This is a genomic window from Bradyrhizobium sp. SRS-191 (assembly GCF_024586915.1).
Lineage (GTDB): Bacteria > Pseudomonadota > Alphaproteobacteria > Rhizobiales > Xanthobacteraceae > Bradyrhizobium.
In genome coordinates this window covers 1-25,981 of sequence record NZ_JANBVS010000019.1, presented here as the reverse complement: position 1 = coordinate 25,981, position 25,981 = coordinate 1, and the positions used below count along the sequence as shown (strand labels likewise).

21 protein-coding genes and 1 tRNA gene are annotated in these 25,981 nt (G+C 63.7%); 3 read left to right on the top strand and 19 right to left on the bottom strand.

Annotated elements, in window-relative coordinates; all coding sequences use genetic code 11:
- Positions 1-422: 422 nt before the first annotated feature.
- The 6 genes from NLR35_RS27240 to NLR35_RS27215 form a co-directional block, all read right to left on the bottom strand.
- Positions 423-3,671, bottom strand: coding sequence for an efflux RND transporter permease subunit (locus NLR35_RS27240; protein ID WP_257169623.1), 3,249 nt, complete (start codon positions 3,669-3,671; stop codon positions 423-425).
- A gap of 3 nt (positions 3,672-3,674) precedes the next feature.
- Entirely contained in the window at positions 3,675-4,718 is a 1,044-nt protein-coding gene (locus tag NLR35_RS27235; protein ID WP_257169732.1) for an efflux RND transporter periplasmic adaptor subunit, read from the bottom strand.
- A gap of 127 nt (positions 4,719-4,845) precedes the next feature.
- Complete coding sequence (locus tag NLR35_RS27230) at positions 4,846-5,127, bottom strand: metal-sensing transcriptional repressor (RefSeq protein ID WP_257169622.1); 282 nt, start codon at positions 5,125-5,127, stop codon at positions 4,846-4,848.
- A gap of 101 nt (positions 5,128-5,228) precedes the next feature.
- Positions 5,229-6,293, bottom strand: a complete 1,065-nt coding sequence (locus NLR35_RS27225; RefSeq protein ID WP_257169621.1) for a nickel/cobalt efflux transporter — start codon at positions 6,291-6,293, stop codon at positions 5,229-5,231.
- Positions 6,294-6,297: 4 nt separating this feature from the next.
- Positions 6,298-6,576, bottom strand: coding sequence for a metal/formaldehyde-sensitive transcriptional repressor (locus NLR35_RS27220; RefSeq protein WP_257169620.1), 279 nt, complete (start codon positions 6,574-6,576; stop codon positions 6,298-6,300).
- 261 nt (positions 6,577-6,837) lie between these two features.
- Positions 6,838-8,079, bottom strand: a complete 1,242-nt coding sequence (locus NLR35_RS27215) for an APC family permease (protein ID WP_257169619.1) — start codon at positions 8,077-8,079, stop codon at positions 6,838-6,840.
- A 447-nt stretch (positions 8,080-8,526) separates the two neighbouring features.
- On the opposite strand from NLR35_RS27215, the gene NLR35_RS27210 reads away from it, so the two are divergent.
- Positions 8,527-9,075 carry a hypothetical protein gene (locus NLR35_RS27210; RefSeq protein ID WP_257169618.1) on the top strand — a complete coding sequence of 183 codons (549 nt, stop codon included), beginning with the start codon at positions 8,527-8,529 and terminating at the stop codon, positions 9,073-9,075.
- Between the two features lie 155 nt (positions 9,076-9,230).
- On the opposite strand, the gene NLR35_RS27205 is transcribed toward NLR35_RS27210, so the two are convergent.
- The 12 genes from NLR35_RS27205 to NLR35_RS27150 all read right to left on the bottom strand — a co-directional run bounded on the left by NLR35_RS27205 (position 9,231) and on the right by NLR35_RS27150 (position 23,280).
- The gene (locus tag NLR35_RS27205) at positions 9,231-9,719 is read right to left on the bottom strand and encodes a DNA-binding protein (RefSeq protein ID WP_257169617.1); all 489 of its coding nucleotides are present in this window, start codon (positions 9,717-9,719) and stop codon (positions 9,231-9,233) included.
- A complete protein-coding gene (locus tag NLR35_RS27200) occupies positions 9,719-10,900 on the bottom strand; it encodes a DUF2220 domain-containing protein (RefSeq protein ID WP_257169616.1) in 1,182 nt (393 codons plus the stop codon). Before NLR35_RS27200 ends, NLR35_RS27205 begins: the two co-directional genes overlap by 1 nt.
- Entirely contained in the window at positions 10,897-14,352 is a 3,456-nt protein-coding gene (locus tag NLR35_RS27195) for an SbcC/MukB-like Walker B domain-containing protein (protein WP_257169615.1), read from the bottom strand. The genes NLR35_RS27200 and NLR35_RS27195 overlap by 4 nt, the downstream gene beginning before the upstream one ends.
- The gene (locus NLR35_RS27190) at positions 14,349-15,038 is read right to left on the bottom strand and encodes a DUF4194 domain-containing protein (RefSeq protein WP_257169614.1); all 690 of its coding nucleotides are present in this window, start codon (positions 15,036-15,038) and stop codon (positions 14,349-14,351) included. Before NLR35_RS27190 ends, NLR35_RS27195 begins: the two co-directional genes overlap by 4 nt.
- The gene (locus NLR35_RS27185) at positions 15,035-16,423 is read right to left on the bottom strand and encodes a Wadjet anti-phage system protein JetA family protein (RefSeq protein ID WP_257169613.1); all 1,389 of its coding nucleotides are present in this window, start codon (positions 16,421-16,423) and stop codon (positions 15,035-15,037) included. The genes NLR35_RS27190 and NLR35_RS27185 overlap by 4 nt, the downstream gene beginning before the upstream one ends.
- Before the next feature lie 241 nt (positions 16,424-16,664).
- Positions 16,665-17,627, bottom strand: coding sequence for a hypothetical protein (locus tag NLR35_RS27180; protein ID WP_257169612.1), 963 nt, complete (start codon positions 17,625-17,627; stop codon positions 16,665-16,667).
- 16 nt (positions 17,628-17,643) lie between these two features.
- A complete protein-coding gene (locus NLR35_RS27175; RefSeq protein WP_257169611.1) occupies positions 17,644-18,477 on the bottom strand; it encodes a hypothetical protein in 834 nt (277 codons plus the stop codon).
- Complete coding sequence (locus NLR35_RS27170; RefSeq protein ID WP_257169610.1) at positions 18,474-19,037, bottom strand: hypothetical protein; 564 nt, start codon at positions 19,035-19,037, stop codon at positions 18,474-18,476. Before NLR35_RS27170 ends, NLR35_RS27175 begins: the two co-directional genes overlap by 4 nt.
- 394 nt (positions 19,038-19,431) lie before the next feature.
- Complete coding sequence (locus NLR35_RS27165; protein WP_257169609.1) at positions 19,432-20,541, bottom strand: hypothetical protein; 1,110 nt, start codon at positions 20,539-20,541, stop codon at positions 19,432-19,434.
- 363 nt (positions 20,542-20,904) lie between these two features.
- A tRNA-Val gene (locus tag NLR35_RS27160) sits at positions 20,905-20,979 on the bottom strand.
- A gap of 215 nt (positions 20,980-21,194) precedes the next feature.
- Entirely contained in the window at positions 21,195-22,472 is a 1,278-nt protein-coding gene (locus tag NLR35_RS27155) for a hypothetical protein (RefSeq protein WP_257169608.1), read from the bottom strand.
- Positions 22,473-22,614: 142 nt separating this feature from the next.
- Positions 22,615-23,280 carry a DUF1134 domain-containing protein gene (locus NLR35_RS27150; protein ID WP_257169607.1) on the bottom strand — a complete coding sequence of 222 codons (666 nt, stop codon included), beginning with the start codon at positions 23,278-23,280 and terminating at the stop codon, positions 22,615-22,617.
- Positions 23,281-23,440: 160 nt separating this feature from the next.
- Here NLR35_RS27150 and NLR35_RS27145 point away from each other — a divergent pair, with 160 nt between their 5' ends.
- Positions 23,441-23,953 (top strand): YHS domain-containing (seleno)protein, encoded by a 513-nt coding sequence (locus NLR35_RS27145; protein ID WP_257169606.1) that lies wholly within the window; start codon positions 23,441-23,443, stop codon positions 23,951-23,953.
- A 7-nt stretch (positions 23,954-23,960) separates the two neighbouring features.
- Here the strand turns inward: NLR35_RS27145 and cysQ are convergent, their stop codons facing one another.
- Positions 23,961-24,797: a 3'(2'),5'-bisphosphate nucleotidase CysQ gene (cysQ, locus tag NLR35_RS27140; protein WP_257169605.1), complete on the bottom strand. Its 837-nt coding sequence runs from the start codon at positions 24,795-24,797 to the stop codon at positions 23,961-23,963.
- Between the two features lie 241 nt (positions 24,798-25,038).
- Here cysQ and chpT point away from each other — a divergent pair, with 241 nt between their 5' ends.
- Positions 25,039-25,701, top strand: a complete 663-nt coding sequence (gene chpT / locus NLR35_RS27135) for a histidine phosphotransferase ChpT (RefSeq protein WP_257169604.1) — start codon at positions 25,039-25,041, stop codon at positions 25,699-25,701.
- Positions 25,702-25,981 lie beyond the last annotated feature (280 nt).

The following is a 25,981-nucleotide window of genomic DNA, read 5'->3' as shown; positions in this document are numbered from 1 at the left end:
GCAAACGTCCGCATCCGTTCTAACGTTCCTCTCACAGCCTGAGTCGATCGTTCTGTGGTCTGAGGGCGAGCACGATGATCGAATAGATCGGCGTCCCTGAGGTGAAGCCCGCGCAGATAGAGGTCGTTGCGCAGGTCTCAGGGCCACCGTGAATGCAGGTCATCAAGCACATGGGCGTGCGCATGCTCCGATTGCTGACTGCTCAAAATGCGGGTGAGCGGGCGGTAGATCGGGATAGTCGTGACGAATGAGGTCCGCATGGCCTCGCGGCCAAACATGGAATGCCAGCACGAGGCTACTCGACATCAGGGCTGCGAGCACAAGAGAGCGGTGGTCATCAGTCCCGTTCCGATCAACGCAATCACCCCGGCGGCAGACAGATGGCGGTAGGTGCAATCGGCCAGAACTGACAACAGGAGCCGCTATTCCGCTGCACGGTCGTGGACGAGCGGAGCAACCGCACTGCTGCGCCGCTGCGTCGGAGCCGGGGCGGCGAAGCGGGCATACAACGCGGGTAGAACGACCAGTGTGAGCAGGGTCGCGGTCAGGAGCCCACCGATCACGACGGTCGCCAGCGGCTTCTGGACCTCGGCACCTGTGCCGGTCGCCAGCGCCATCGGCACGAATCCGAGCGAGGCGACGAGCGCGGTCATTGCGACGGGTCGAAAGCGGGTCTGCGCCCCCTCGCGGATCGCAGGTCCGGGATCCACCCCCTCGACGATCAGCCGCCTGATCTGTGTCAGCATGACCAGACCATTCAGCACGGCTACGCCCGACAGCGCGATGAAGCCCACGGCCGCCGAGATGGAGAAGGGCATGCCGCGAAGCCAAAGCGCAGCTATGCCGCCGGTCAGGGCGAGTGGAACCGCGCTGAAGACGAGCGCCGCGTCCCGCGCTGAGCCCAGCGCCCCGAACAGCAGCATGAAAATCAGTGCGAACACGCCAGGTACGACGAAGACGAGGCGCTGGCGCGCGACCGCGAAATTTTCGAACTGACCGCCCCAGGCGAGGTAACTGCCCGCCGGCAGCTTTACCTGTTCGGCGACCTTCGTCTGCGCCTCAGTCACCAGGGAGCCGATGTCTCGACCTCGGATCTCGGCGGTCGCCACCACCCGGCGCTTGCCGTTCTCGCGACTGATCTGATTGTAGCCAACGGTCTGCTCAAAAGAGGCGACGTTCCGGAGCGGAATTGATGCCCCCGGCGCGTTCGGGTTCGCATGCGGGAGCGGGACCGGCAGTTCCTCGAGTGCAGGAATGCTGTCCCGGAGCCCGTCCGGAAGCCGCACCACGATCTTGAAGCGCCGGTCGCCCTCAAAGACCAGGCCAGCGTCGGTGCCTCCGATGGCGGTGGCGATCAGGTCCTGCACCGAGGCGAGGCTCAGGCCCCGCCGCGCGATCTCGCCCTTGTCGATATTGATGTCCAGGAAGGGGAGGCCGGTCGTCTCCTCCGTCTTGACGCTCTGGGCGCCGTCGATCTTGCGGATGACGTCGGCGATCTGTCCGGCGGTCTTCTGCATGCGCTCGAAGTCGTCGCCGAAGACCTTGACTGCAAGATCCTCGCGCACGCCGGCGATGAGCTCGTTGAACCGCATCTCGATCGGCTGCGAGAAGCCGATCTTGTTGCCGGGCAGCTTTGCGGTCACCTCCTCGATCTTCTTGATCAGATCTTCCTTCGTCATCGAAGGATCGGGCCATTCTTCCTGCGGTTTGACGATGATGTAGGTGTCGGACGAGGACGGCGGCATCGGGTCTGCGGCGAGGTCGGGCGTGCCGGTGCGCGAGAAGACGAACGAGACTTCGTCCAGAGCGCTGATCTGACGCTCGATAAGAAGCTGCATCCTCTGCGACTGTTCGAGCGCCGTGGACGGCACGCGTTTCACCTCCATGACGATGTTCTTCTCGTCGAGCGTGGGGGTGAATTCCTGGCCGAGACGTGTGAAGAGCAGGGTGGCGCCGACGAAGAGAAGGCCTGCAGCAGCGACGACAGGGAGCGGTCTTGCGACTGATCCGGCAAGGAGCGGGGCGTACCAGCGCTTCAGTGTCCGGACGATGATGTTCTCGTGCTCGGTGACGCGCCCGCGTATCGCGATGGCGATCGCCGCGGGGACGAACGTCAGAGAAACCACGAAGGCCACGGCAAGGGCGATCATCACGGTGAGCGCCATGGGTTCGAAGGTCTTTCCCTCAACGCCGGAGAAGGCGAGCAGGGGCGTGTAGACCAGGATGATGATGATCTGGCCGAATACGGTGGGGCGGATCATCTCGACGGTGGACGTCGTCACGGTGTCCAGGCGCTCCTGCAACGACAGAGCGCGGCCGAACTCGCGCTGGCGCTCCGCGAGGTGCCGAAGGCTGTTTTCCGCGATGATGACGGCGCCGTCGACGATGAGGCCGAAGTCTAACGCACCGAGGCTCATCAGGTTCGCGCTGATCCGTCCCTGCAGCATGCCGCTCGCGGTGACAAGCATCGTGACCGGGATGACGAGGGCGGTGACCAGCGCCGCGCGGAAGTTGCCGAGCATGACGAAGAGCACGGCGATGACCAGGAGCGCGCCTTCGGCGAGATTCTTGGCGACCGTGTAGACCGTGGCGTCGACCAGTTGAGTACGATTGAGAACCGTGTGAGCGTAGATGCCCGGCGGTAGCGTCCTGCCGATTTCCTTGATCTTGGCGTCCGCCGCGGCCGCTACCGTCCGGCTGTTGCCACCGATCAGCATCAGCGCGGTTCCGAGTACGACCTCGCGTCCGTCGACGCTTGCGCTGCCGGTCCGAAGCTCCCTCCCGATCGCGACCTCGGCGAGATCCTTGACGCGGACCGGTACGCCGCCTCGCGTCGCGACGACGACGTTCTCGATGTCTCCGAGGTTCTCGAGGCGGCCGGCGGAGCGTACCACATATCCTTCGCCGTTCTGCTCGATGTAGTTTGCGCCGCGGTTCGCGTTATTGGCCTCGATCGCCTCGATGACCTGCTTCAAGGACAATCCGTAGCCGACGAGCTTCGCCGGATCCGGCTGCACCTGGTACTGCTTGACGAAGCCACCGATGGCGTCCGCGCCGGCGACGCCGGGCACGGTCTTCATCTGCGGCCGGACGATCCAGTCCTGCACCGTCCGGAGGTAGACGGTGCGCTGGAAGTCGTCTATCAGCCGATCGCCTTCCGGAGTGAGGTAGCTCCCGTCGGTCTGCCAGCCGGGCTTGCCGTCGCGAATTGGTGCGGAAGTGCCGGGCCTTTCGTATTCCACGGCCCACCAGTAGATCTCGCCGAGGCCCGTCGAGACCGGCCCCATCCGGATGTCGACGCCCGGGGGCATATTGGACTTGGCTTCGTTGACGCGCTCGGAGACGAGTTGCCGCGCGAAATAGATGTTGGTCCGATCGGCGAATACCGCGGTGATCTGCGCGAAGCCATTGCGAGAGAACGATCGCGTCGATTCCAGGCCGGGAATGCCGGCTAGCGCCGTCTCCAAGGCGACGGTGACCTGTTTTTCGATCTCGACAGGCGTCATGGCCGGCGCCACGGCGTTGACCTGCACCTGGACGTTCGTGACGTCGGGCACGGCGTCGATGGGAAGCTTCGTCAGCGACCAGATGCCGGATACAGCGGCGGCTAGCGCGATCAGCACGACCAGCCATCTTCGGCGCACTGAGAATTCTACGATGCGTTCGATCATCGCTCAGTCCTCGTCGCCGGGCTTGGAGACCTCCGCCTTGAGCGGGAACGTGTTCGAGGCGGCGACGGTCTCACCGGCGGTTAGGCCTGAGACGATCTCGACGACCGGTCCGTCCCGTCCGCCGAGCACGACATTGCGCGCTTCGAAACCGTCCTTGGTCCGGACGAAGACCGCTTTTCGTCCATCGACGGTCTGGACCGCGGCGAACGGAACGGTGACTGCCGCGTCGTGCCTCTCGACGGCGATGTTCGCGGTTACGAAGGAGCCGGGACGCCATCTGCCGCCGGCATTGTCGAGCGAAACCACGACGCGGGCCGTGCGGGTCTCCTTGTCCAGGAGCGGGCTGACAAACGTGATCTTGCCCGAGCCGGTCTCGGAGATCCCACGTACGGCCACGGTGACCTCCTGACCCTCCCTGACCAGGGGCAGATCGGTCGACGAGACCGCCAGGTCCACCCAGACGCGGTTCAGGTCGACGATGACGAAGAGCTCGGTTTCGAGGCTGTCCCGTCCGACCGCAGTGCCGAGCTCCACCTTTCGCTCGACGATGCGTCCGGAGATGGGCGCGCGGACGTTCTGACTGCGCAGCGTCCCATCCGGCGCCTGTGGCAACCCGGCGATCTCCGCGTCGCTGACGCCGAGCGCCATCAGCTTCTGGCGAGCGATGCCGAAGCGCATTTCGGTCTGCGCCGCTGCGTTGCGCGACTTGATGTACTGCTGTTCAGGGACGGCGCGGCCGTCCCATAGCGACTTGTCGCGCGTCGTGAGGTCTTGCTGCAGTTCGTTCGAGAGTTTGGCGGAGAGATACTCGCTCTTGGCGTCGGCGACCTCGCGACTTTCCAGGACGCCCAGGACTTCGTCTTTGACGACGTCGTCGCCGATGTTCTTCCGCAGATCAGCGACGGTTCCTGCGACCTTGATCGAAACGTGCGCGACCCGGTCTGCGTCGGGGACGATGGTGCCCGGCACCGTGAGCCGCTTTGCGATCGAGCTAGGCCCTGCCTCGCGGAGCTCGATGCCCGAGAGCCGGATGCGTTCGTCGTCCATGACGATGACCGCCGGCTTCGCGGAGTTCAACTCCGCGGTTGCTGGCACGATGGCTCCCGCCATCGCCGCAAGCGTCGCGACGAGGATCATGGATGCCGTCCGAATAACCGGGACCATCTTTTGCTTTCTATAGGTAGCGCGAGATCGCCTTGAACTCGGCGAGTACGTTTTTCGTCGACTTGCCCGCTCCGCCGTTGGCGGCAGCGTCCAGGCAGTTGTCGACGTGATCGTGGATCAGGGTCTTCTTCGCCTCTGAGATCGCCTTCTCAACGGCGTGCAGCTGCTGAGCCAAGTCGAGACATGGTCGGCCTTCGGCGAGCATCGCGATGACCTTTTGAAGATGCCCGTCGGCCCGCTTCAGCCGTTTGACGATGTCCTTGTGGCTTTCGTGGACGTGGTCCTTGCTCATGATCCCCTTATCCTATCCTGGGGGAGGGGATACGCCCATCTATCCGTTCCATCAACGGCCCGTGTGGCCGCGCGCTACGGCAAATCGACGCGGCCGGTGATTCAGATCATCAATTCGTGCAGGCCCGACCAACCCGTGTAGAGACCGACCAGGACAATCAACGCCGCAGAGACGTAGGGCGCGCGATGCGCGAAGCGGCTGAAGCCGCTCCAGTGACGTTCGACGTGCCTGATGCTGAGAGCCGCCGCAACGCCTGCGGATACCATTGTGATGGCCAGGCCTATGCCGAAGCAGAGCACCAGCACGAAGCCGAGGCTGAACTGCTTCAACTGAATGCAGAGCAGGAGAACTGTTATGGCAGCAGGGCAGGGGATCAGGCCGCCGGTGAGACCGAACAGGACGATCTGCGGCGTGGTGACGTTGCGTCCAGCGAAGCGCTTTCGGATGTCGGCGGCGTGAGCGCGAGCGTGCGCGTCATCCTGTTCCCCGAGGTCCATGTGGTCGTGATCGTGCTCCTCGAAGCGAATTTCGGCGACATCGCCCGCGAACGAGACCCGCGCCTTGAAGGCGTGCGGTTCAGGAATCTCGTCTATACTCTCCAAATACCCGTCACGTTCGGCGAGCGCGAACCTCTGTTCGCGGCCGTCGGCGCGGACAGTCGTCACCCGGATATCCGTGGCGGAGGGGAGGCCGCCCGCGTCGCTCCGGATCCGCCAGCGTGGCGGAACGCCGGTCTCGAAGATCTCGATCGACAGCATCCTACCTGCGAGCGAGACGACTTGTCGTTCGTCATGGTGATGATCGTGATCGTGCTCCTCGGTTTGCTCGCGCCAGGTGCGCCAGACCATCCACGCGGCGACGCCGAGGATGATCAGTGCGGACGCGATCTGGAGATAGGCTTCGCTGCGCTCCCCGGAGAGATCGTGGCCGAAGTAGAGGCCGAGAAGGGCGACAGCCCAAACCACCGCCGTGTGCGACACCGTCGCCGACAGTCCGAGAAGCACGGCCTGGAAAACCGTGCCGCGGATCGCCACGATGAACGCAGCCATCATGGTCTTGGAATGGCCGGGCTCGAGACCATGCAGCGCTCCGAGAAGGATTGCGCTCGGTACGAAGAACCATGCGTGCGCGCTGCTCTGCTGCAGCAGTTGAGACAGATCGGTCATGGCCTCACTTCAGGTAGGTTCTGACGACGTCGATCAGGTCGGCCGCGCCCTTTGCCTTCTCGGAATCCGTTTCGTGATCTGGGTCCACGACGTGATGGCGGATGTGGTCCTCGATCAATTCGGTGGTGAGCCCGCTGACGGCGCCGCGGACCGACGCGACGAGCATCAGCACGTCCGTGCAGCCGAGTTCGGCATCCAGCGCACGCTCGACCGCATCCAGCTGCCCTTTGATGCGTTTCACGCGCGCCAGGAGCTTCGACTTGTGCTTGATGGTGTGGGACATGACGATAAGATAGGGGGGTACCCTATCCGGGTCAAGGTGGGCCGCCGGACCTGTTGGTCGACCAAGGTGTGGCCGCTGACGCGGGCGCTCCAGACGGATCGGTAGGCCAACGACGCCCGAGCTCCTCGCTAAAAGCATAAGACGCGTCGGTCTCTTCGGGCGGAGCCAGCCAGCTCTTGAGCCCTCGACGTCTCCACAGTGCCGGGCGCGGAGCGGGGAGTTGTCATGACACCGAAATTAGCGGGCTAACCGCGCCATTCTTCACACGATAACATCGACAACTAGAAGTAGAAGGCTGGAGACGAGGCCAAAGAAGGGCACCCACATTGGGCAGATGAACGCCCCAGAAGGCGACGCCTCATTCCTAATTTTGATTCGGATTAGCGCGACATTAACGACTGCGAAAACAACGAGAGTGAAGCGCGCCGTAAGATCTGCAAGGCCACCAAGCGGGACGGCCAGTGCGAGCACCAGGATCGCTCCAATGCCGAACGCCGTGGCAAGAAGCGGTGTGTGCGTCACCGCGTTCAACCGCGCAAAGACCTTTGGCAGGTTGCCCTGGTCGGCGAGACCGTAGATCACGCGGCCGATCATGATCATGTGAACAATGACGCCGTTGAGGGTGGCCACAACGGCGATTGCGCTCATGGTGACGAGCGGCAGGCCCGTCAGTCGCTCGAAGACAAGGGCTAGCGGCGCCGACGAGCGCGCGAGCTCTTGCGGGGGCACCGCGGTTACGGCGATCCACACCACCAGCGCGTAGATCAGCGCCGTCAAACCGAGGGTCAGGAACAGCGCGCGGGGCAGGGTTCGGCTCGGCTCCTTCATTTCTTCCGCAACGTTGACCACGTGCTCGAAGCCGATGTAGGAAAAGACCGCGATGAGGGCCGTGCCGCCCAATCCGATCCAGGCCGTCGAATCGCGCGTCGAAGGCCACAGTTCCGGAAGGCGGGTGACGACATCCGTTCCGTGACCCAAACCAGTAACAATGATCAGAACGAGGCCGCCCACCTCGACCAGCGTCATGATCCCTGCGAAGGTGACCGACTGCACCGTTGCGAGACATGCGACGACTCCCATCGCGAGAACGACGCCCGAGATGATCCACGGAGCCGAAACGGGCAGAAACACCGCGACATAACCCGCGCTCCCAACACTGATGGTTGCGGCGGAGATTGTTGCAGTCGCAACCACAAGAAGCCCGACCCCGAGGCTGAGCCATTCGCGACCAAAAGCGGCCTGCACATAGGCTGCCTCGCTGGCGCTGACTGGCATGCGCGTTCCCAGTTCGGCAAATGATGCTGCACTGAACGCCATCACAAGGGCTGCACCGATGAAGGCGAGTGGCGCATGCATACCACTGCGTGCTGCGGCGATCCCGACCAGGACGTAGATTCCTGCGCCAATGGTGACGCCAAGGCCATAAAGCACCGCATGGGTCAGGGACAGTGACCGCAACAGGCGCTGCGACTCGGCCTGCGAGCCAGCAGCCTCGATAGACATTCGACGTTCTCCTCGCTTGGAATGACACGTGCACCCCGCACGTGATCAGGGCAAAAATGGTCGCAACTGCAAGCCGATCGAGGAAGGCTTGCGTGGAGTGGTCTTGCTCTCAGCAGATGGATGAGCCGTAAAGTGCACCAGCCGCTGCCGCGAAAGCAACCAAGATCAAGCCCGAGACGACGTGAACAAAAAACAAGACGTGCGTGAGGATGTTGTTCACCAACTGATAAAGCGGAGATCTGGCAGCGCGGCGAACCGCGAGGACAACTCCGATGGGCAAGCTGGCTGGAACACTGGATCGCGAGCGGGCGGAGAGGAGCAGAAGCTTGAGCACTTGCCAGTATCATCACAAGTGCGGCCGCATATTGAGCCAGCGCAAGAACCGCGGCAGCTTGAGTGGTAACGGATCGCCTGAGTTGGCTAAAGCGATCTCAAACCGGATCGAGCATGACGGACGGCGCCTGCGGCCATTTGATCGAATTGCGTGTCCATAGGGTCGCGCAGCTGTTTCACACACTGGATCCATTCCCGTTCCGGGAGCGCGATCTCGACAAGGAAGCAGAAGAGTTCATCGTCGGTTGGGCCCGCGAATTACCCGGGGATCGATCGATAAAAATTGTAGTTCATGCTCCTGAGTCCGAGATCCAGACAAGCGCGGCGTCGGAGCTCAGCGAGGCGTTCAATCGCTATTTTTCTGAGCACGCCTTGACCATTCAACGCGAGATCAAGGAGCTGTTCCGTGTCGGTCGGCGGTCCCTGGCGATCGGAATCACGATTCTGATCATATGTCTCGTCTCGGCGCATTTCGCTGGCAAGGATCTGATTGATAGTCCGTTCAGGCGCCTGGTCGAGGAGAGTTTCTTGATTCTCGGGTGGGTAGCGAATTGGCGGCCCCTTGAAATATTTCTGTATGATTGGCTACCGCTCGCCCGCAGACGTGATTTGTACCGCCGGCTGTCGTCCGCAACGGTCGAGTTGAAAGCATACGATAATTAAAAGTCACTCGAGAGCGGGTTGGCGACAACGACTTGATGCCGTCCATTTAGTCCGTGCCGGGTAAGGAACATAAGCCGTAAGAGGCGCCGCCTTCGACCTCGCCGGAGACCGAAGTCGCGCGGGCGCCACGCGGCGGCGCGGGCCGCACGGCGCGGCTACTTTGCCCCTCCGCGGCCGGCGATGATGATCTCGTTCTGCAGGGCTTCGACTGTCCGGCGGTGTCGGGCCTCGTCTTCGCGCCGGGCGCTCCGCTCCTCCTCCAGAAGTATTTTGAGCACCCGTATCTCGCTCTGAAGTTGGGGAAGCCCGCCTTCCGGCACGGGGTCCGTGGCTTGGCCCGCGACGGGGTTCGAAGCCGTGGTCCGATCGGCTGGCTTTGCTGGCGCGGCGGGCGGCACGCCCCGGCCGGAGGCCAGTCCGGACTTCTGCGGTCCGGACCGTGAACTTCGGACCACGGTCGGTCCGGACTGTTGTGGCACTCCTGCCTGTTGTCCGTCAGAATGCTCTTTGAGGAGCGCGGAGATCCGGGTCGAACCGCCGCCGCCGAGACGGTCGCGGACCGACGCGCGTGTCAGAGCCTGCCCCTCGGCGGCGAGCGACTTGATCGCGGCGACGATCTCTCCGTCGGTGAATTGTCTGCTCACTACGCCGCCTCCAGGGGGTCCACGGGTCTCAATATCTCCTGCTCGAAGGTGCGGCAGGAATCGCCCGAAAGATACCGTGCGAGCTCGCCGAAGTCGTCGTCTCTTGCGGCGATCCCGGCGACCCGGGTTAGGGGGCGGCGTTTGGCACCGTGACGTTCAGCGAGCGTGGGTGACATGAGGTGCAGCCTGACGGTGCGGCCAGCGGCTTCACGTATCGAGTCAGCTATCAGCAGACCTCCAGCATCGACGTCTCCCCAATGGTAGATCGGGGCGTTCGGCCATAGCGCTGCCACCCGACCGACCAGCTTGCGGACGGGCGGCGGCGGAAAGCCGTGGGTGTAGATCACGGCGCCGCGGCCGATCTCTCGGCATTGGCCGTTGAAGCTGGTCCAGTTCTCGACCGTCATGATGAACTGGGGCGCGTCTCCGTCCGCATTGCAGCCAACGATCAGGTCGGGGTTCACGGCGCTCCAGGGGGCGGCGCGACCGGACACCGGGATGCCCGCCGGATCGGCGAAGCGGACCGGGGCACGTAGGCAGACGGGATGCCCGAACCTGACGAGACCCAGCGTCTCCCAGATCTCGTCCTGTCTGGTGTCGTCGGGAAGAGCCAGTGCGCCACGCAGAATGGCGCAGACCGCCGCGCCGTGGCGCTCCAAGAATTTAGAGGACCCGGATGTCTGGACGGAAGCGGTGCGAAAATGCGTACCGAAGGCGATGTCAAGCAAGCCGGCGGCGGCGGCGAACACGTTGCGGACGAGCTCTGGATCCGGCGGAAGGCGGTACCAATCAGCGCCCTTGGCCCATTTGGTGCCGGCGTCCTCGATAGCCTGATCGAGACCGTCGCGGCAGGCCGCCGCCCCGCGTGCAGCGGCGATCGCGGCCGCTGCGCGCGCGCCGGCCCGCGTGATGCCAAGCTCGCGCGCCAGAAGGTCGGCGTCGACGAGACGCACGCGCTCGATGACTTCGCGCCGGTTTCCGGCTCCGCGGGCGAGCGCAACCGCCCCGGCTCGCTCGGCTCCTTCCAGCCTTTCCCTCCAGGCCCGCTGCGAGGCGGGAGAGGGATCCTTCGGAGATCCTGCGGCGACCGACAACGTGCGGGTTGCCTTCGCGTTGCGGTCCGCTGATTCCAGCAGCTTGACGAGCACCTTGCGCGCAGACTCGCCGCCGGAAATCGTCATTGCGCGGCCTCGAGCGAGGCCGCCTCGTCCGCGGATACGGTACGTTCGCGGTATGCGTCGTATCCCTTGACGCGCGGGTCTTCGTTGGCGAGATCGTCGCGCAGGGCGTCGGAGACCTTTTCAGGAACTATGTGGATGTACTCTTCGTCCCGTGCGACGTTGATGAACGTCTCCATCCCGTGCGCGAGCACGCGGGACTTCGTGTCGGGAGCCGCGGCGACGATCTGCAGATTGGTGTCGCTCATGAACTTCAGCATCTTCACCGTGTGCTCGGTGTCTAGTCCGTCGAGCGCGTCGTCCAACAGGATGATGCCGAGCGACCCGTTCCTGCGGTCCGGCGACGACGATTTGGCCGACACCGCGGCTGCCATCGCAATGTACTGCGGAACCACGCCTTCTCCGATCGAACCCTTCTTCATGCGCTGGCGCAGCGTCGAGACGACCTCGCCGGTGCCGGCGTCCTTCACCAGCACGTCGAACGTCCAGTATGCCTTCGGGTCGCGCAGATCGTTCAGCGCGCTCTGGTCGTCGCTCTCGATCATGTCGGCTATGGAGCGGACCGCGCGCGCCTGCTCGGTGTCGGCGTCGAGCGCAAGGAGGGCGGGCATCGCCCAATTCGGATCCTCCGTTGCGCGGTCGACCAGATCGACGATCGCTCCGAACTTTTCGACATGGTTCATCCTGAACACGTACTTCTCACCGTAGAACTCATGCCGTTCCATCTCGCGGTTGAGGTCATCGCGTGTGTCGCGGATCTTCGAGAACGCATGGACGAGCAGGCTGACGAACTCGTTGCGGAACGCATCGGAGAGCTGACGGCCCGCTTCTTCCGCTTCCGCGGTCTTGTCGAGCAACGTCGAGTTCTGTAGCAGATCGCGCATCGCCCGCGCCTCGCCGAGCCGCTCACGCCAAGCTTCTACGCTGAGCACCGGCATCGGCACCTCCGGGAAGTCGGCACTGTGCTGGCCCCACGCTTCGTGCCCGCGCGCGACCCCGGCGCGGCTCTCCTCGGCGCGGGTCTCGGCCGTCTCGAGCGTTTGCTTGTGCTCGCGCCAGAAGTCCTTGGCTTCAGTCAGAATACCGAGAACGCGACGTCGGACTACCTGCGCAGCATCGTATTGGTCCAACGCCTTTGCGTCGCGATCGAGAACGGCAGCGGCGAATTGTTTACCCGCGACCTCCAACTCCACTTCCGTGCGCGTGACCGCATCGCGCGCATCGGTGGCGGCTTGGAGAGCGGCAGACCAATGCTTTTCTACTTTCGTCTGTTCGGCTTCGAGCTCGCGTATCTGCTGTTCCTTCTCGGGGTCGCGTTGTCCACGCAGGTTCTGCAGCCTGCTACGGGTATCCTCTACTGCCATCTTGGCGCGCCGCAGGTCGTCGACGACCGAACCCAGCGTAGTCTGCGAACTACTTGATTGCCCGGTAAGTGTCCGATAGGCGTCCTTGGCGGTTTCGAGGATTCGTCTTTCGGTCTCGGCCTCCTTCAATTCCCCGTGCAAGCGCTGAAGCTCGGCCACCGCGTTCTGAGCCGCCTGAGCACGGCCCCGGCGTCCGACTAGCAGATAGCGTGGCGGCCGCATCTTGTAGGACGAAAAACGGGTGGCGCGCATGAGATCGACGGTTACGGCGTTCGGCTCTCGCTCGATCTCGGCCTCGGTTCGCACGCGCTTGATACGTCCCAACAGGGCGTTGATGTACGCGCCCGCGGTGGCGTTCTCGGCCTCGACGACGGCGGCCAACGAGTCCGCAGCCGGCGCTTGTGCGACCGCGGTCAGTACCGAAGGCTTGACGATCTCGCCGCCGTCGCTGCGGGTCGAACGCCTTTGCACCCGGACCGCATCGATGTACTGGGCGGCGTTCTGCAGGATCATGGCTTCGCGCGCGTTGTCGAGGACGGATTCAACCGCCTGCCGCCAGTCTTCTTTGTCTTCCTTGATTTCGATCAGATCGCAGAGCGGCGTCGCGACGATTTTGGCGTCGGCGAGATCTTCGCGGAGATTCTTCGCCTCCTGTCGCAAGTCGGCCTTGTCGATGGCTTCCGAGCGTGCCCTCCGTATCAGTTCATCGCGTACCCGGTTGATTCGATCCTCGCGGGCCGCCGCGGCGCTGTGGGCACGGTTGAGCTCGCGGACCGCGTTCGCTCCGACCTCGTCGACGACGCGTTGCAATAGTTCGGCGTCGGAAGCCATCGATTCGATCTCGACGTCGTCCTGAGCCCGGCGGAAGTCGGCGCCCGCATCCGCGACGCGTCGGACGTTGCGACTCTCGGCGTCCTTCATATAGCCCACCGCCGTGCGGATCGCGTCGATCGCTTCTGCGCGGCGCTTGAGCTCCCTTCGCACGTCACGCATCTTCGACTCTTCGCCGGAAAGGTCACGCTCGGCATGTCGGATGCTGGTTTCCAGCGCTTGGGTGCCGCCGGAGTTGCGCGCCTCCTCGACGCGCCGGGCGGCTTCTTTCTTTCGCTCGTCCGCTTTCTTCTCGTCTTCCACGGCGACGTCGACCGTAGCCCGCAGCCCGACCAGTTTCTCCTCAATGGCGTCGATCTCGGACTGGCGTTGGTTCACGGCGGCCTCCGTCGCCGCCGCCACGCGGCCGCGGGCCTCGCGGTCGTCCTCGGCGGCCTTCGAATAGTGACCGACGACGATTCCTAGCGAGTTGATCTGCCGATTGATGCTGTCGATGGTGCGTACTATCTCGCGATAGAACGCCAGACGTTCGCGCATCCGTCCGATGTCGATGATCTCGGTTTCGAGGACATGGGTGCGCATGAAGGCGGTGATGTCGCCGACGGGCTGGAAAACCAGGGCGCGCTTGACCGCCTTGTAATAGGAATGCGCGTCCGCGTGCCATGAACCGTAGGTGAGCAAGTTGAGCAGGTAGGTCGAGTAGTCCGAGGCGCTGTCGCATTCCTCGACCTTTCGGCCGCTCGCGCGCAGGCCGTCGACAGCCTGGTCGAAGCCTTTCGCCATGTCGCCTTCTTCGGTCGCGAATACAAGATCGGCCGTGGTCACGCCGCCGCCGGTCACGATCATGAAGCGCGTGTTGGGCCGCTCGCGGTGTTCGTGCGCCACGACGTGCACGACGCCCGCGACTTCTCCGCTCTCGCGGGTCCGGAAGGACAGGCCAATCCATGTCTGCGAACTCTTGCGCACGACCTTGGCCTTCTCGTTCTCGTCGTGCCGTACGACGCCGAGGCAGTATTCCTGAAGCGATCTATGCGCGTCCGGCCGGTTCTGGCGGACGGCCGCCGCGTTGTAGACGACGAGGTCGCCGGCACCGCCAGTCAGTCCCGTCTGGATCGCGTCGATGCACGAGCTCTTGCCGCTCCGGTTCGGCCCCAGGAACACGGTGTTGCCGGAGAGCTCGATGTCCTCACGTTCGATCAGGTAGAAGTCGATGAGTGAAAGGCGGACGATCTGCGGCGTCCCGAAATGCGTCGCGCTCATGCCTCGACCTTCCTCGGATCGGTATTGTCGGAATCGGAATCGGGGCGAGCTTCGCGGGCATAGCGCTTCAGCGCTGCGAGCGGCTCAGAAACGGCGACGAGACTGATCGACGGTCGCACGGTGAACGGCATTCCCTCGTGGAAGGTCGGTGGCAGCGATGCCTGGATGAGTCCGTGGTTCTTAAGGAACCGGAGGATGTCGAGCGTCCTGACCTTGCCGGGTGGTTCCTTCCTGGTCTTCTCCTTCCAAAGGTCGTACAGGCCATCGGTGTGCCACTCGGCATGGCCGTTCACGAGTCCGGTGCTTTGGATCGCCTTGTCGTAATACGCACGCAACAGCAGGATCGCGATGGCCTCATCGACGCGCAACGCAGGTGCCTGGTGAGCCTCCCGCTTGTCGCGCGGCGTGTCGGGCGCCTCCGCGATCGGCGGCATCAGGCAGACCATCCGGATGTTGCCCGAAGTGTTGAACTGGAGTCGCCAACCGAACACGTCGAACAGCCGCTCGGCGAAGGGCCGGACCTGATCGTCGTTCAGAAGCTCGTAGATGTCCTTAGAGCCGAAGTCATTGCCGAAGATGAACTGCCGCTGCATCAGCATGCGGAAGGCCCGCTGGAGGGCGACCTTCGGATAGCGCGTTCTGGCGAGCACTTCCTCGTATTCCTGCAATCCCGACAGCGCGTTCATCGCTCAGCCTCCGTGATTCTGGTGGCGGTGAAGTTAGGAAGTTCGCCGTATCGGCATACGGCGACGCCGCCGGCCGGCTCGAGAAGCCAACCCTTAATGCGACGACCGCGGCCGGTAAGCGCGAGAAGGGCGATGTACCGCCAGGTGAACCAGTCCTTGGCGTTCGCCGGTGCGAGCGCGACCGCGTCTCCGCCGCCCGTCGAGCTCAGGTAGGCGAGCGCGTGTCCGGTGGTCGGTTCGGATGCGAGATCGAACGCGCGGCAATCCTTGATGAACCGCTTCCGGTAGGGATCTTCGGGTGGCCGGCGGAGGACGCGGGGCTCTGGCGGAGGCAGGGGCTCCCGGGCCTCAGGGAAGCGGGATTCGCCCACCGGCTCAAGGGAGTTCAGAAGTGGCAGGACGCAAGGCAGCTCGACATGATCATCGAGATGGGCCAGTTCCTCCAGGCACGACTCGACGCGCTCGCGTATGGTCGCCGGATTGCGGCCGATGAACCTGAGGATATCCCGGATGCGTCCTTCGATGCCGACCTGCCCCTGATCGATGCGGACGCGCAGACGCTCGATGTCGTCGAACGAGGTCGATATCTCGGCGAGCCTTCTGCGGATCAGAGCCTCGGCCTCGCTCTCCGTGGCGGCATGTCCCGCCTCGACATAGGCGGCCATCGCCTGCCCAATCGCCGTTGACGAGCCGAGTATCTCGCGCACGGCGCGGGTGACATGGTGGCGGGATCGCCACGGATTGTTTTGCGACAGGATCTTGGTCCAGTCGCGGATCAGGATCCTGTTGACGAATTCCGCGAAGAACACGTCGACGGAATCGTCCATTCCTTCGGCCGAGTTCAGCCTGCGCGTCACCGACAGCAGCGCTGCGTCGATGCCGGCCATATGGCGCCGGAAGCCGACCGCCGTCTGCCACGCCGCGTCGATGTTGGTGGCATGCATCATCGGATCTTCGGCGGCCGCGCCGATCAGGGAAGAGACTTGGGACACCAGTCCGGTGAAGCTCTTCGCAACGTTCTCTTTCAGATCGCGAAGGACCGTCATCAGTCGCCGATACCCCTCCGGCATCGTCACCCGGATCAGCCAGCGGTCCGACTCCTCAACCAGCCAGCCGCCCTCCCGCATCTTCAGATAAAGGTAGTCCGACGACGCAGCCTCCGGCTCGTCGCCATCGTTCTCGCCGCTGGCCACCGGAGGCGCCGGCATGCCCTCGATCGCTGCTGCGATCGAGTTCTTGACCTGATCGCGCTCGGGGTTTTCCAGAGCCATCTCGCCGAAATGGGTGGCACACAGACGTAGCAGAGCAGATTCTGCCGCCAGGGCGTGGCGGCCGGTGAAAATCTTGAAAGCTTCCGGGGGAACGCAACCGAACAGATCGCTCATGCCGTCCGTTTCTCCGATCGACGGGAGATGCGACTGGAGGTCGCGGCGGACTTCGCGGGCGTGCGATCGAAGGAGGGATGGCGGCAACACCCGGCCGTTCCGCGACGCTTTCGTTTCGCGGATGCGAGATAAGCCGTTTCATTTCTTGAAAGCGACTGCCCCATGTTCGACCAAATGGTGGCAATTACGGGGGCAGTCAACCACCCAGATAGGTGTATGTCGGGGAGGACCGACCCGTCCGTCAATGCGGTCCGGAAGCGGAAGCGTGGGCGAATGCTTGGTCGATGCGCTGCAGGAGCTTCAACCGCTCGTCGGTGGGCTCCAGCTGATACAGGATCACGAGAAGGCGGAGATAAAGGTTCAGATGCGAGTAGCCCGAAGCCCGGAACAGTCCTAGCTTTTCGACCTTGTCAAATGCGCCCGTCGGATCCTCGACGAGGTCGTTTGTGTTCGAGGCGATCGCGACCACCCGATAGAGATTGCTCGCGATGCTGGAGCGTCCCATCGCTCCAGAAAACCGTCCCTTCATCTCGTCTGCATTCCAAGCGTCCGAAATGATCTCGGACGCGAACCTGTCTGCGCGCACCTCCTTGTTCGCGATGGTGGAACTCGGCTTGGTGAGGTCTTCGAGTGCAAGTCGTGCCGAATGACCGTAGCTGCCCGCATCGTCGAAATGTACATGTCCGAGTTCGTGAAGGAGAATGACAGCCGTCACCAATGACTTTTCGAACGAACTGTACTGTTCCCACGCCTTCTCTCCGCGTAGGTAGAAGGTGTCGAACTGCCGCTCGAGATTGCGGCCGCTGATGAATATCGTGCGCGCCCCCTCCGGCACGAATGCGGTCTCGACCTGTCCCAGCGATGTCGCATCGACGATGAAGACGGGTATCTCGTCCGCGTTACGAAACCGCCATCCGTTGTCGAATTCCCTGTCGATGACGTCTTCCATCGCGAAGGCGGTGTTGCGCTTCTCTTCGAAATAGAGAGTCGGATAGAAGCCGGATTGCGGCCACGTGGGACGGAGCCGCAGCGGCATGTCCCGTGGGAGCACCTCGTTCACCAGCACAATCGCGCGCTCGATGATCTCCCGGTTCTCGGTGGTCTGCGCGAGCCCGTATCGCGCCGGAACGTCGGGCGGCCCTGGGGCCTGACAGGCCGCGGACAAGGATCCGATCAACGGAAGGAGACAATACCAGGCGCTCATGCGCGCGACCGACGTGCTATTCGTCCTGCTTGCGGAAAAGGATCGTCGGACCTTGCTTCCGGCGATTGAGGAAGTCATCCGGCAACTGCTGCGCTACATCGGAGCCACTGACGAGCGCATTCACGGTCAGGATCCGGAGCTCGATGTTCGGATGCGAGTAGCCCCTATCCCAGAATGCCTGCGGCTTGCCTAGCGACGTCGCTCCGAAGTCGTCCAGCAGGCGATGCGCGGACAGATTCCACGAAAGATTGGACAGCGCCATCGTCACCTCTCCCGCGGAGAGGCCGCGCGCCCCGCTGGACTGAAGAGCGTCCTTTAGGGAGGTGGCGGCAAACCGATCCGCGGCTGTCTCGCGATCCTTTTGGGCGGTGTCGTCGCGGTTCAGCGATCCGACCCCGCCCGGCGCCGACATCGCCCCGCTTTCATCCCTGTCGATAAAATGTCCGATCTCGTGGAGGAGCATGTAGGCGAGGAGAGCGCCCGGATCGACGCTCATCAGGGCGGATCCGGATCCGACCTTTTCCTGCAACCATCGATCCAGATCGCCGGTTTTGACGAGAATGCATCGGCAATCCGAATAGATCGACACGAGTTCGCCGCGTCCGAGTCCCTGCCCGCCGACGGCGTGCACCGGCACCGCGCGGTCGGGTCTGTTCGAGCTCCATCCGGCTTCGATGACAAGCGGCGGAGGATCCGGGAGAATCTTCCGGACCAACCCGATCGCGACCCGGACGGTCGGCCGCCCCGACGGCGCCTCCACCAACCCGTATCGAGCTACGTCCCAGGACGGCGAGGGATCGTTGCACGCCAGTCCGAGGATCGCGCAGAGAAGTGATGCGACGCTGGTCATCGAGAAGCCTGAAGGGCGAGCTCGTCCAAAACGGCTTGCGCCGCTTCAGCGGTCTTCGCGTCGATGACTTCGGCGCGGGACCTGACGATCAGATCGCGGATCGCGTCGGCGCGCTTGTAGTAGTCGCCGGATTTGACGTTGGCTAGATTGCCGAACCCCGTCAAAATGGCCGCGAGCGCGGCCAGCACGCCGATGAGACGGACGCTCCTGGCCGGAAGTCCCTCCGTGTCAGGAGCGGCTCCGGCCGCAGGAACCGGCCGGCCGTAAAAGCCAACAATCAATGTGATGGCCGCCGTTGCGGCGAAGCTCAGCCATCCTGCGACGTCGCCGATTATCCTGAACTCGGTCCCAAGTTCGTTTACGGCGAGCATCCGCGAGCGGGCTGCTTCGAAGGCGGCCGCAATCTTTTCCGCTGGCAGTTGAAGACTGCCTTCGAATGCGCTGCCTAAGCCAAGGAACGACGGCGGCTTCTGATAGCCCGTCTGTAAGATGACGGCGGACGCGATCCAACAGAGCAGCAGAACTAGCAAGAGAAAGCCCACCAGGCGAAATGCGCGCATGAAGGTCCGCCAAACGAAGTTTCAACCTGGAGATTTGTCCCACATATGGCATCACCGCACCAGTGGCGGCGTTGCCCGCTACAGCCAAGGAGACTTGATTTCGCCGAGGTACTCCTCGAGGCCGTAACGAAGTTGATGGCGGGAGTGTACCTTTGACAGGCCGGTGGCGCCGATCGCGCCGATAATTGCGACGGAGACGAGGCACCCTTGCTGCCACACCTCCCCGTAGGTGGTGTCGACCCAAGATTGGGTGGTGAGCCAAGCTCTCAATGGTGGACAACCCCCGGGTAGAAAAGCGGGTACTCGGCCGATTTGATGGATTAAAAACAAAATGATTCCAGTGGGATATGGTATTGAGTATGGCGGACACTCTCCCTCGCGATATGCTTGATAACTATCGCAAGCTCGCGATGGCGTCTAACAATCCAGTGGCGCCTGAACCAAATGGATCGAGTAACTCAATCTTTGCCTTAGCCCACTCCACCCATGCGCTTGCAGGCCGGTCTGAGATGATGAGGTCGCCCTCGGTATGTAGTCGATTTTCGATTTCTTTGAGAAAGCGCAACAGCTTTGTCCGTTCATCCCAGTCTGCTGCATACTCGCGGAACTTGGTCCAACGCTTGCCTTCAAGCTCGCGCAACCGTTGGGCTTCGTAGCGGCGCGTTTCCTCTTGACGAAAACGCCTACTCTGCTCTTCACGGTCGCGCTTCATATCCTCAAGAATGGGCCCTGCCGCCAGTATCGCGCCGACGATGGTCGACATCAGCTGTCCAATTTTGACTTTCTTCGTTTCAACCCATTCATGTCGTCGGCCGTTCAAGTAGGTGATGATGCCTACCCGCAGAAAGCCTGAGGACTCCAATCCGTACTTGGAATACTGGGAAAGCGCAGTCCATTTGTATTGTTCGTCACGTTGCTTGAGAGACTGCACCATCTTTTCGACGATCGAACACTCTAGGTGGTGGCCATCGACAACAAACGTCACTTTGCCAGAAGGCAAGGATGTCTCGATTCTGCCTCCGGCCCTCTCCACTGCCTGAAAAATCGCGCTAGTGGCTCGGAATCGATAGAGATAGCGCTCCGTCAGATCGGGGACGAGGGCCGGGCCCCAATTGATTCCTCGGCCGCGTGCCAGCTTTTCGAGTTGGCGTTCTCTTTGCCGTTTTTTGTGATCGGTTATCCAAGCCTGTACCCGCGGGTGAAGTCTGTGATCTTCTTCAGGTTTCGTAAAGTCAGGAACGTGCTGGGCCGCGGTCGTCACCGACTTATCAACCTGCGGAGAACGGTCAGGCTTTGGGAGCTTAGCTCGGATGTCGATCGCGCTGGGGGCCCCATCCGGGCCAGGTGAAAGGGCAGGTTGAACGACCGGCTTGCCAGCCTCCTTCTTGGCCCAATGGCCGCGCGGAGGATACGGCACGTTCAGCCTCTTGCAGAAGTTGGCCATGTCGTGTCCGGTGATGCCAAATTCCTCGGCAAGTCGGGTCAGCGATCTGTCCCAGACCATCCGATAGAGTTCCTCTCGAGTGACTGTGCGCGCTTGCAGGGGCATCGGGCTTCTACCGCTGTTCGAGCTTGCCCGTGCCGAACGATGGCTGCGAGCTCTATGGCCAGACGGCCAGGATCGAGATCCCTCTCGTGGCTGGCGACCTGAACAGCCACAACTTCATTGCGTCGCCGCCCCCAGCCGCACGCTTCAGCGTTCGCGGAGCGGCTCTGAATGATTCTCCAGTAGTTGCCTCTCGTGAGTTGAGGCCAGCGAGATGATGCTGATCGCTGAAATTTATTGTGTGCCCAGATTGTGCCCCGGCAAACTGGGGGCACATTGGTAGGGAAGCGGTCTGCTAAGCTATTGAAATATTTGACTGAATGGTGGGCGCACAAGGGATCGAACCTTGGACCTCTCCCGTGTGAAGGGAACGCTCTCCCGCTGAGCTATGCGCCCGGATCCTGGTGGCTGCCGGCCGTGAGGCCTTTGGGCAGCTGCCGAAGCAGTCCGTCGGAGCCCGCGATTTACGAAGCGCGGGCGGGGGGTGTCAAGGATTTGCGGCGGTGTTGGTGAGGAAAACTGCGCGGGGGTGCCGCGCGGTTTGCGATTGGGCCGAAATCGGCTGTTTCGTCGGCCCTGCCCAAGGTCAGGGGCAGGAGACCCGACCCGTCTCAAGCTCCGATCTGCCGCGCCCGCGAGGCGTGCGACTGCAGCGCGCGGATGCGGTCGGCGAGGGTGCCGCCCTGGGGCGCGCCGGCGGCAGCCGGGGCTGCGGGAGCGCCGTTGGCATTCGCCGGCTTGGCGGCGGGTTCGGCGGCCAGCATCGCCTCGATGGTCGAGTTCGGGCCCTCGATCTGCATCGCGAGCTTGGCCACTTCGGCGGCGATGTCGTTGATGCGTTCGCGCAGCAGCGCGTTCTCCATGCGCTCCTGGGCCCAGGTGCTCTCGGCCTGTTGCTGGATCGCGTTCATCTCGCGCTGCAGCTTGGTGCGCTCGTCGCGGGCGGCTTGCAGCTGCTCTTCGAGCGCGGCCTTCTCGGACTTGAGCCGGTCGAAGGCGGCGGACTTGCCGCTGCCCATTCCGGCCAGCTCCTCGCGCAGCTCCTTCAGGGCGCGGTCGGCGGCGGCATTGGCCTCGCGCAGCTGGTTGTTCTCGAACTCGCGCTCGGCGAGCAGCTTGCCCTGGGTCGACAGCCGGCCTTCGAGGTCGGCGACACGGCTCGCCAGCATCTCGGCTTCCTTGACCTGGACGATCAGCTGGCGGTCGAGCTCGGTGACGCGCTGGCTGAGATTTTCCACCCGCGCGCGGGCGTCGTTGAGCGCCTTGGTGGCGGTGTCGGATTCGTCGCGCTCCAGCGCCAGGCGGGCCTGGGTGGCGGAGAATTCCTTCTCGGCGTCGGAGACGCGGCTGCGCAGCTCCTCGACCTGGGTCTTCACCGTCACCAGCTCGACCTGGCGGCTGTCGGCGAGCATGGACTTGTCGTTCAGCTCGGCGGTGAGGCGGACCAGCTCGGCCTGCTTCTCCTTCAGCGCCTGCTCGGCGGCGCGCAGCGCCTCGGTCTTGGCGGCGAACTCTTCTTCCGTCGCGCGCAGCTGGTCCTTCAGCGCCTTCTCGCGCGCCTCCAGCGCGAAGATCGCGGCGTTCTTTTCGCCGAGCTCGATCTTCATGCGGTTGATGGCGTCGGTCTTCTTGCCGAGATCGGCGAGCTGGCCGGTGGCCTTGTTCTTGAGCGCGTCGACGCTCATCTCCAGCCGCCGCGCCGACATCGCGAACTCCGCGCGCAGCTGGTCCTTGTCGGCCTGGATCTCGGCCATCGACAGCGGCGTCGCCGCTTCCAGCCGGCGCGTCGTCAGCCGCACCGCACGATTGTGCACCAGCGGCACGACCATGAGGGCACAGAGCATGGCGATCAGAAAACCGATCGCAAAATACATGATCGGCTCGACCATGACGCACAACTCCCGGTCCGAAATGATTAACGGAATCACAATGCACGGCGGGCTGATTCATTGCCAGCCCAATGCCGTGTTAACCTTGATCCGTCACGGGAGAGCGTGTCTCAACGGTACCAGTTGGCGGGCTCGGCCCGTATCAGAACGGGTTCCAGGTCGCGCTCGGGGTGAACTTGAGATAGCCGACATTGGCGCCGAGCCGCAGGCCGATGCCGGACCGGATCGGCACCAGCACGATGTTGTTGGCGGTCAGCGCCGTCATGCCGAAGCCGCCGACGATGTAGGCCGAGCCGTCGATGCCGACGAAGCGCTGATAGATCGCGCTGGTGGCCGGCAGATTGTAGACCAAGGTCATGGTGCGGGCGCCGTCGCCGCCCCAGTCGAAGCCGAGCGAGGGGCCCTGCCAGAACACGCGGAGGTCACCGGCATTCTTGGTGTAGAGCGTGCCCTCGCCGTAGCGCAGACCGGCCACGAACGCGCCGGCCCCTTCCTCGCCGAGGATGTAGCCGTTCGGCAGGCCCCATTGGCTGACGGCGCGTTCGATCACCGAGGCGAGGCCGCGCGAGACGTTGCCGAAGAAGCGGTGGCCGGCATTGACCAGCTCGTCCGGATTGAAGCTGTCAGGGCTCGGCGCCGGGCGTGCCGGCGGTGGCGCGGGCTGCTGATACGGCGGCGGCGCGGCCTGGTAGGGCGGCGCGCCCTGATAGGGCTGCGCCGGCGGGGGAGCCTGCTGCGCGGCAACCGTCGCGGTCAGGGCCATCAAGGCCGCGAGCGTCGTGGCGGCGAGGCGGATTGCGAAACTCATCGATGGAAAATCCCCTGCTAACGGCGGCCCGACCCAAGCCTTAGACGACGGCCTTAACGACGACGGCCTTAACAACAGCCTTAACCAGACGCCAACCACAGCCGGCGATGGTCGGACGAGGGGCCCGGCCCCTGCCATTCCCATGTTATCGGCACGAACTATGACCGCACAACGGCAACAAGGACACCAAAACGGCTCAAAGCCGCGCTTTCGCCGCGCATTTGCCGTCATCGCCATCATTTCGCTGCTGCTGCTGCCCTCGGCCGCGCCGGCCGCGACGACCCAGCGGATCATCGCCAACCGCTACAGCGGGCTCGCGATCGACGGTTTCGACCCGGTCTCCTATTTCGTCGACGGCCAGGCCCTGGTGGGCGAGGCCGACTTCGAGGCCGCCCAGGGCGGGGTGGTCTGGCGGTTCCGCAACGAGGGCAACCGCGCCTCCTTCCTGGCTCATCCGGAGGTCTATGGCCCGCAATTCGGCGGCTATGACCCGACCGACGTTGCGCGCGGGATCACCGTGGCCGGCAATCCGCGCCTGTTCGCGGTGGTCGAGGACCGGCTGTTCCTGTTCAGCCGCGAGGAGAGCCGGGATGCCTTCAAGGCCGATCCCGAGCGCTATCTCGCCAAGGCAGAAGCGCGCTGGCCGGCGCTGCAGGAGGATCTGCCGCAATAGATCCGTTTCAGACCGCTGTCACCGCGCCGGGATCACCCCAGGCGATGAACGATGGCACGATGAAGCTGTCGGTCCGCTCGCCATAGCGCAGCGGCACGCCGGCCTCGCTGGTCACGGTGCCGCCCGCGGCCACCACAACGGCATGACCCGCCGCGACGTCCCATTCCGAGGTCGGGCCGAGCCGGGGATAGATGTCCGCCAAGCCCTCGGCAAGACGGCCGAATTTCACCGCCGAGCCGAGCGCCAGCCGCTCGGCTCCCGGACGCGCCGCGATCAAGGCCTCGCTGCGGGCATCGCCATGCGAACGGCTGACCGCGGCGACCCATGGCTCGCCCGGCGCGGGCATCGGGCGGGTGCGGATCGGCACGGGCTCGCTCAAGCCCGCTTCGGAGAACGACAGCCGCTCCGCGCCACGGCCGACCAGGCCGCGCCAGATCAGGCCGATGGCGGGCGCGCAGACGATGCCGAGCAGGGGGCTCGCGTTGCTGACCAGCGCCAGATTGACCGTGAACTCGCCGCGGCCGGCGACGAACTCCTTGGTGCCGTCGAGCGGGTCGATCAGGAAGAAGCTCCCTTTGAACGGCGCCGCGCTGTGCCCGACCCGCTCCTCGGACAGAGCGGGGATTTCCGGCGCCAGCCGCGCCAGCCCCTCGGCGATGACGCGGTCGGCGGCGAGATCGGCCTCGGTGACCGGCGAGCCGTCGGACTTGTCGGTGACGGCCATCGCGCGCCGGTTCACCGCCAGGATCGCATGCGCCGCCTGCACGACGAGTTCGGTCAAAGGCGTCATCAGCGCCGCGGCTGTCTCGACGCCGATGGTTCCTGCAGTCTCGCCCGTCGTCATGACCACGCGCTCCCTTCCGCCGTTCCGCACGCAGCTTGCATCATCGAGTCCCCGTTCTGTGCCGGCCCGGGCGCATCCGGATACGGCGGTTCGCTTGGTCCTTGAGCAGGGGCGGCCGGGAAAACCGCCACGTACTTTCCCGTGTCCCGGCCTCAGCTCGGTGGCGGTCCCTGCTTTCGCAGTGTATCAAGCGTTAACGCAAGCATGATTCGTCCAAGTTCGCGGATTTCAGGAACATCGAATGTCCGGCACGTCCTCTTCCGAGATCGCCAATCCGATTCCCGCTCCCGATACGCTCGAACTTGCCGCTCTGCTCTGCTCGAAGGTCTGTCACGACCTGATTAGTCCGGTCGGCGCCATCGTCAACGGCCTCGAAGTGCTCGACGACAATCCGAAGCCGGAAGACCGCGATTTCGCGCTGGAGCTGATCCGCAAGAGCGCCAAGACCGCTTCGGCCCGGCTGCAGTTCTGCCGCCTCGCGTTCGGCGCGGCCGGCTCGGCCGGCGCGCAGATCGATCTCGGCGATGCCCAGAACATGGCGCGCGGCCACATCGAGGACGCCAAGACCTCGATCACCTGGAATCTGCCGCGGCTGCTGCTGCCGAAGAACCGGGTCAAGCTGCTGCTCAACATGATGGTGGTGGCCCAGCAGACGATCCCCCGCGGCGGCATGCTGACCGTCGATCCCATCGGCGACGGCGAGACCATGAGCTTCCGCGTCGCCGCCACCGGGCTGAACGCGCGGCTGCCGCAGAACATCGTCAACATCCTCGGTGGCGAGCTGCAGGCCGTGATCGACGCCCACGCGGTGCAGCCTTACTACACCCGTCTGCTCGCCGAGGCCTGCGGCCTCAAGGTGACCCTGGCGGCCGATGGCGCCGCGATGGTGGTGCAGGCGGCCTGATCACATCGCCTGATCGCGCTGTCCGATCTCGATCGCCGCGATCATCACGCGTCCATCCTGCGACGTCTTGTCGTCGATGGACGCCTGAAACCGTTTACCATGGTTAAGCAAGTCTTGATGATGTCTCCGGATTTGTCCGGAGACATCTTATCTCTTTGTTGAGTCCGTTCATTTGCGCTTACTCAACTAATATTAAACGCTTTGGACCGAAACTGGCCACGGTTTGAAGGGCGCGGCATGTCGCGCTCCGTTGCGTGCGAAGGCCAGTTTCATGGATGAC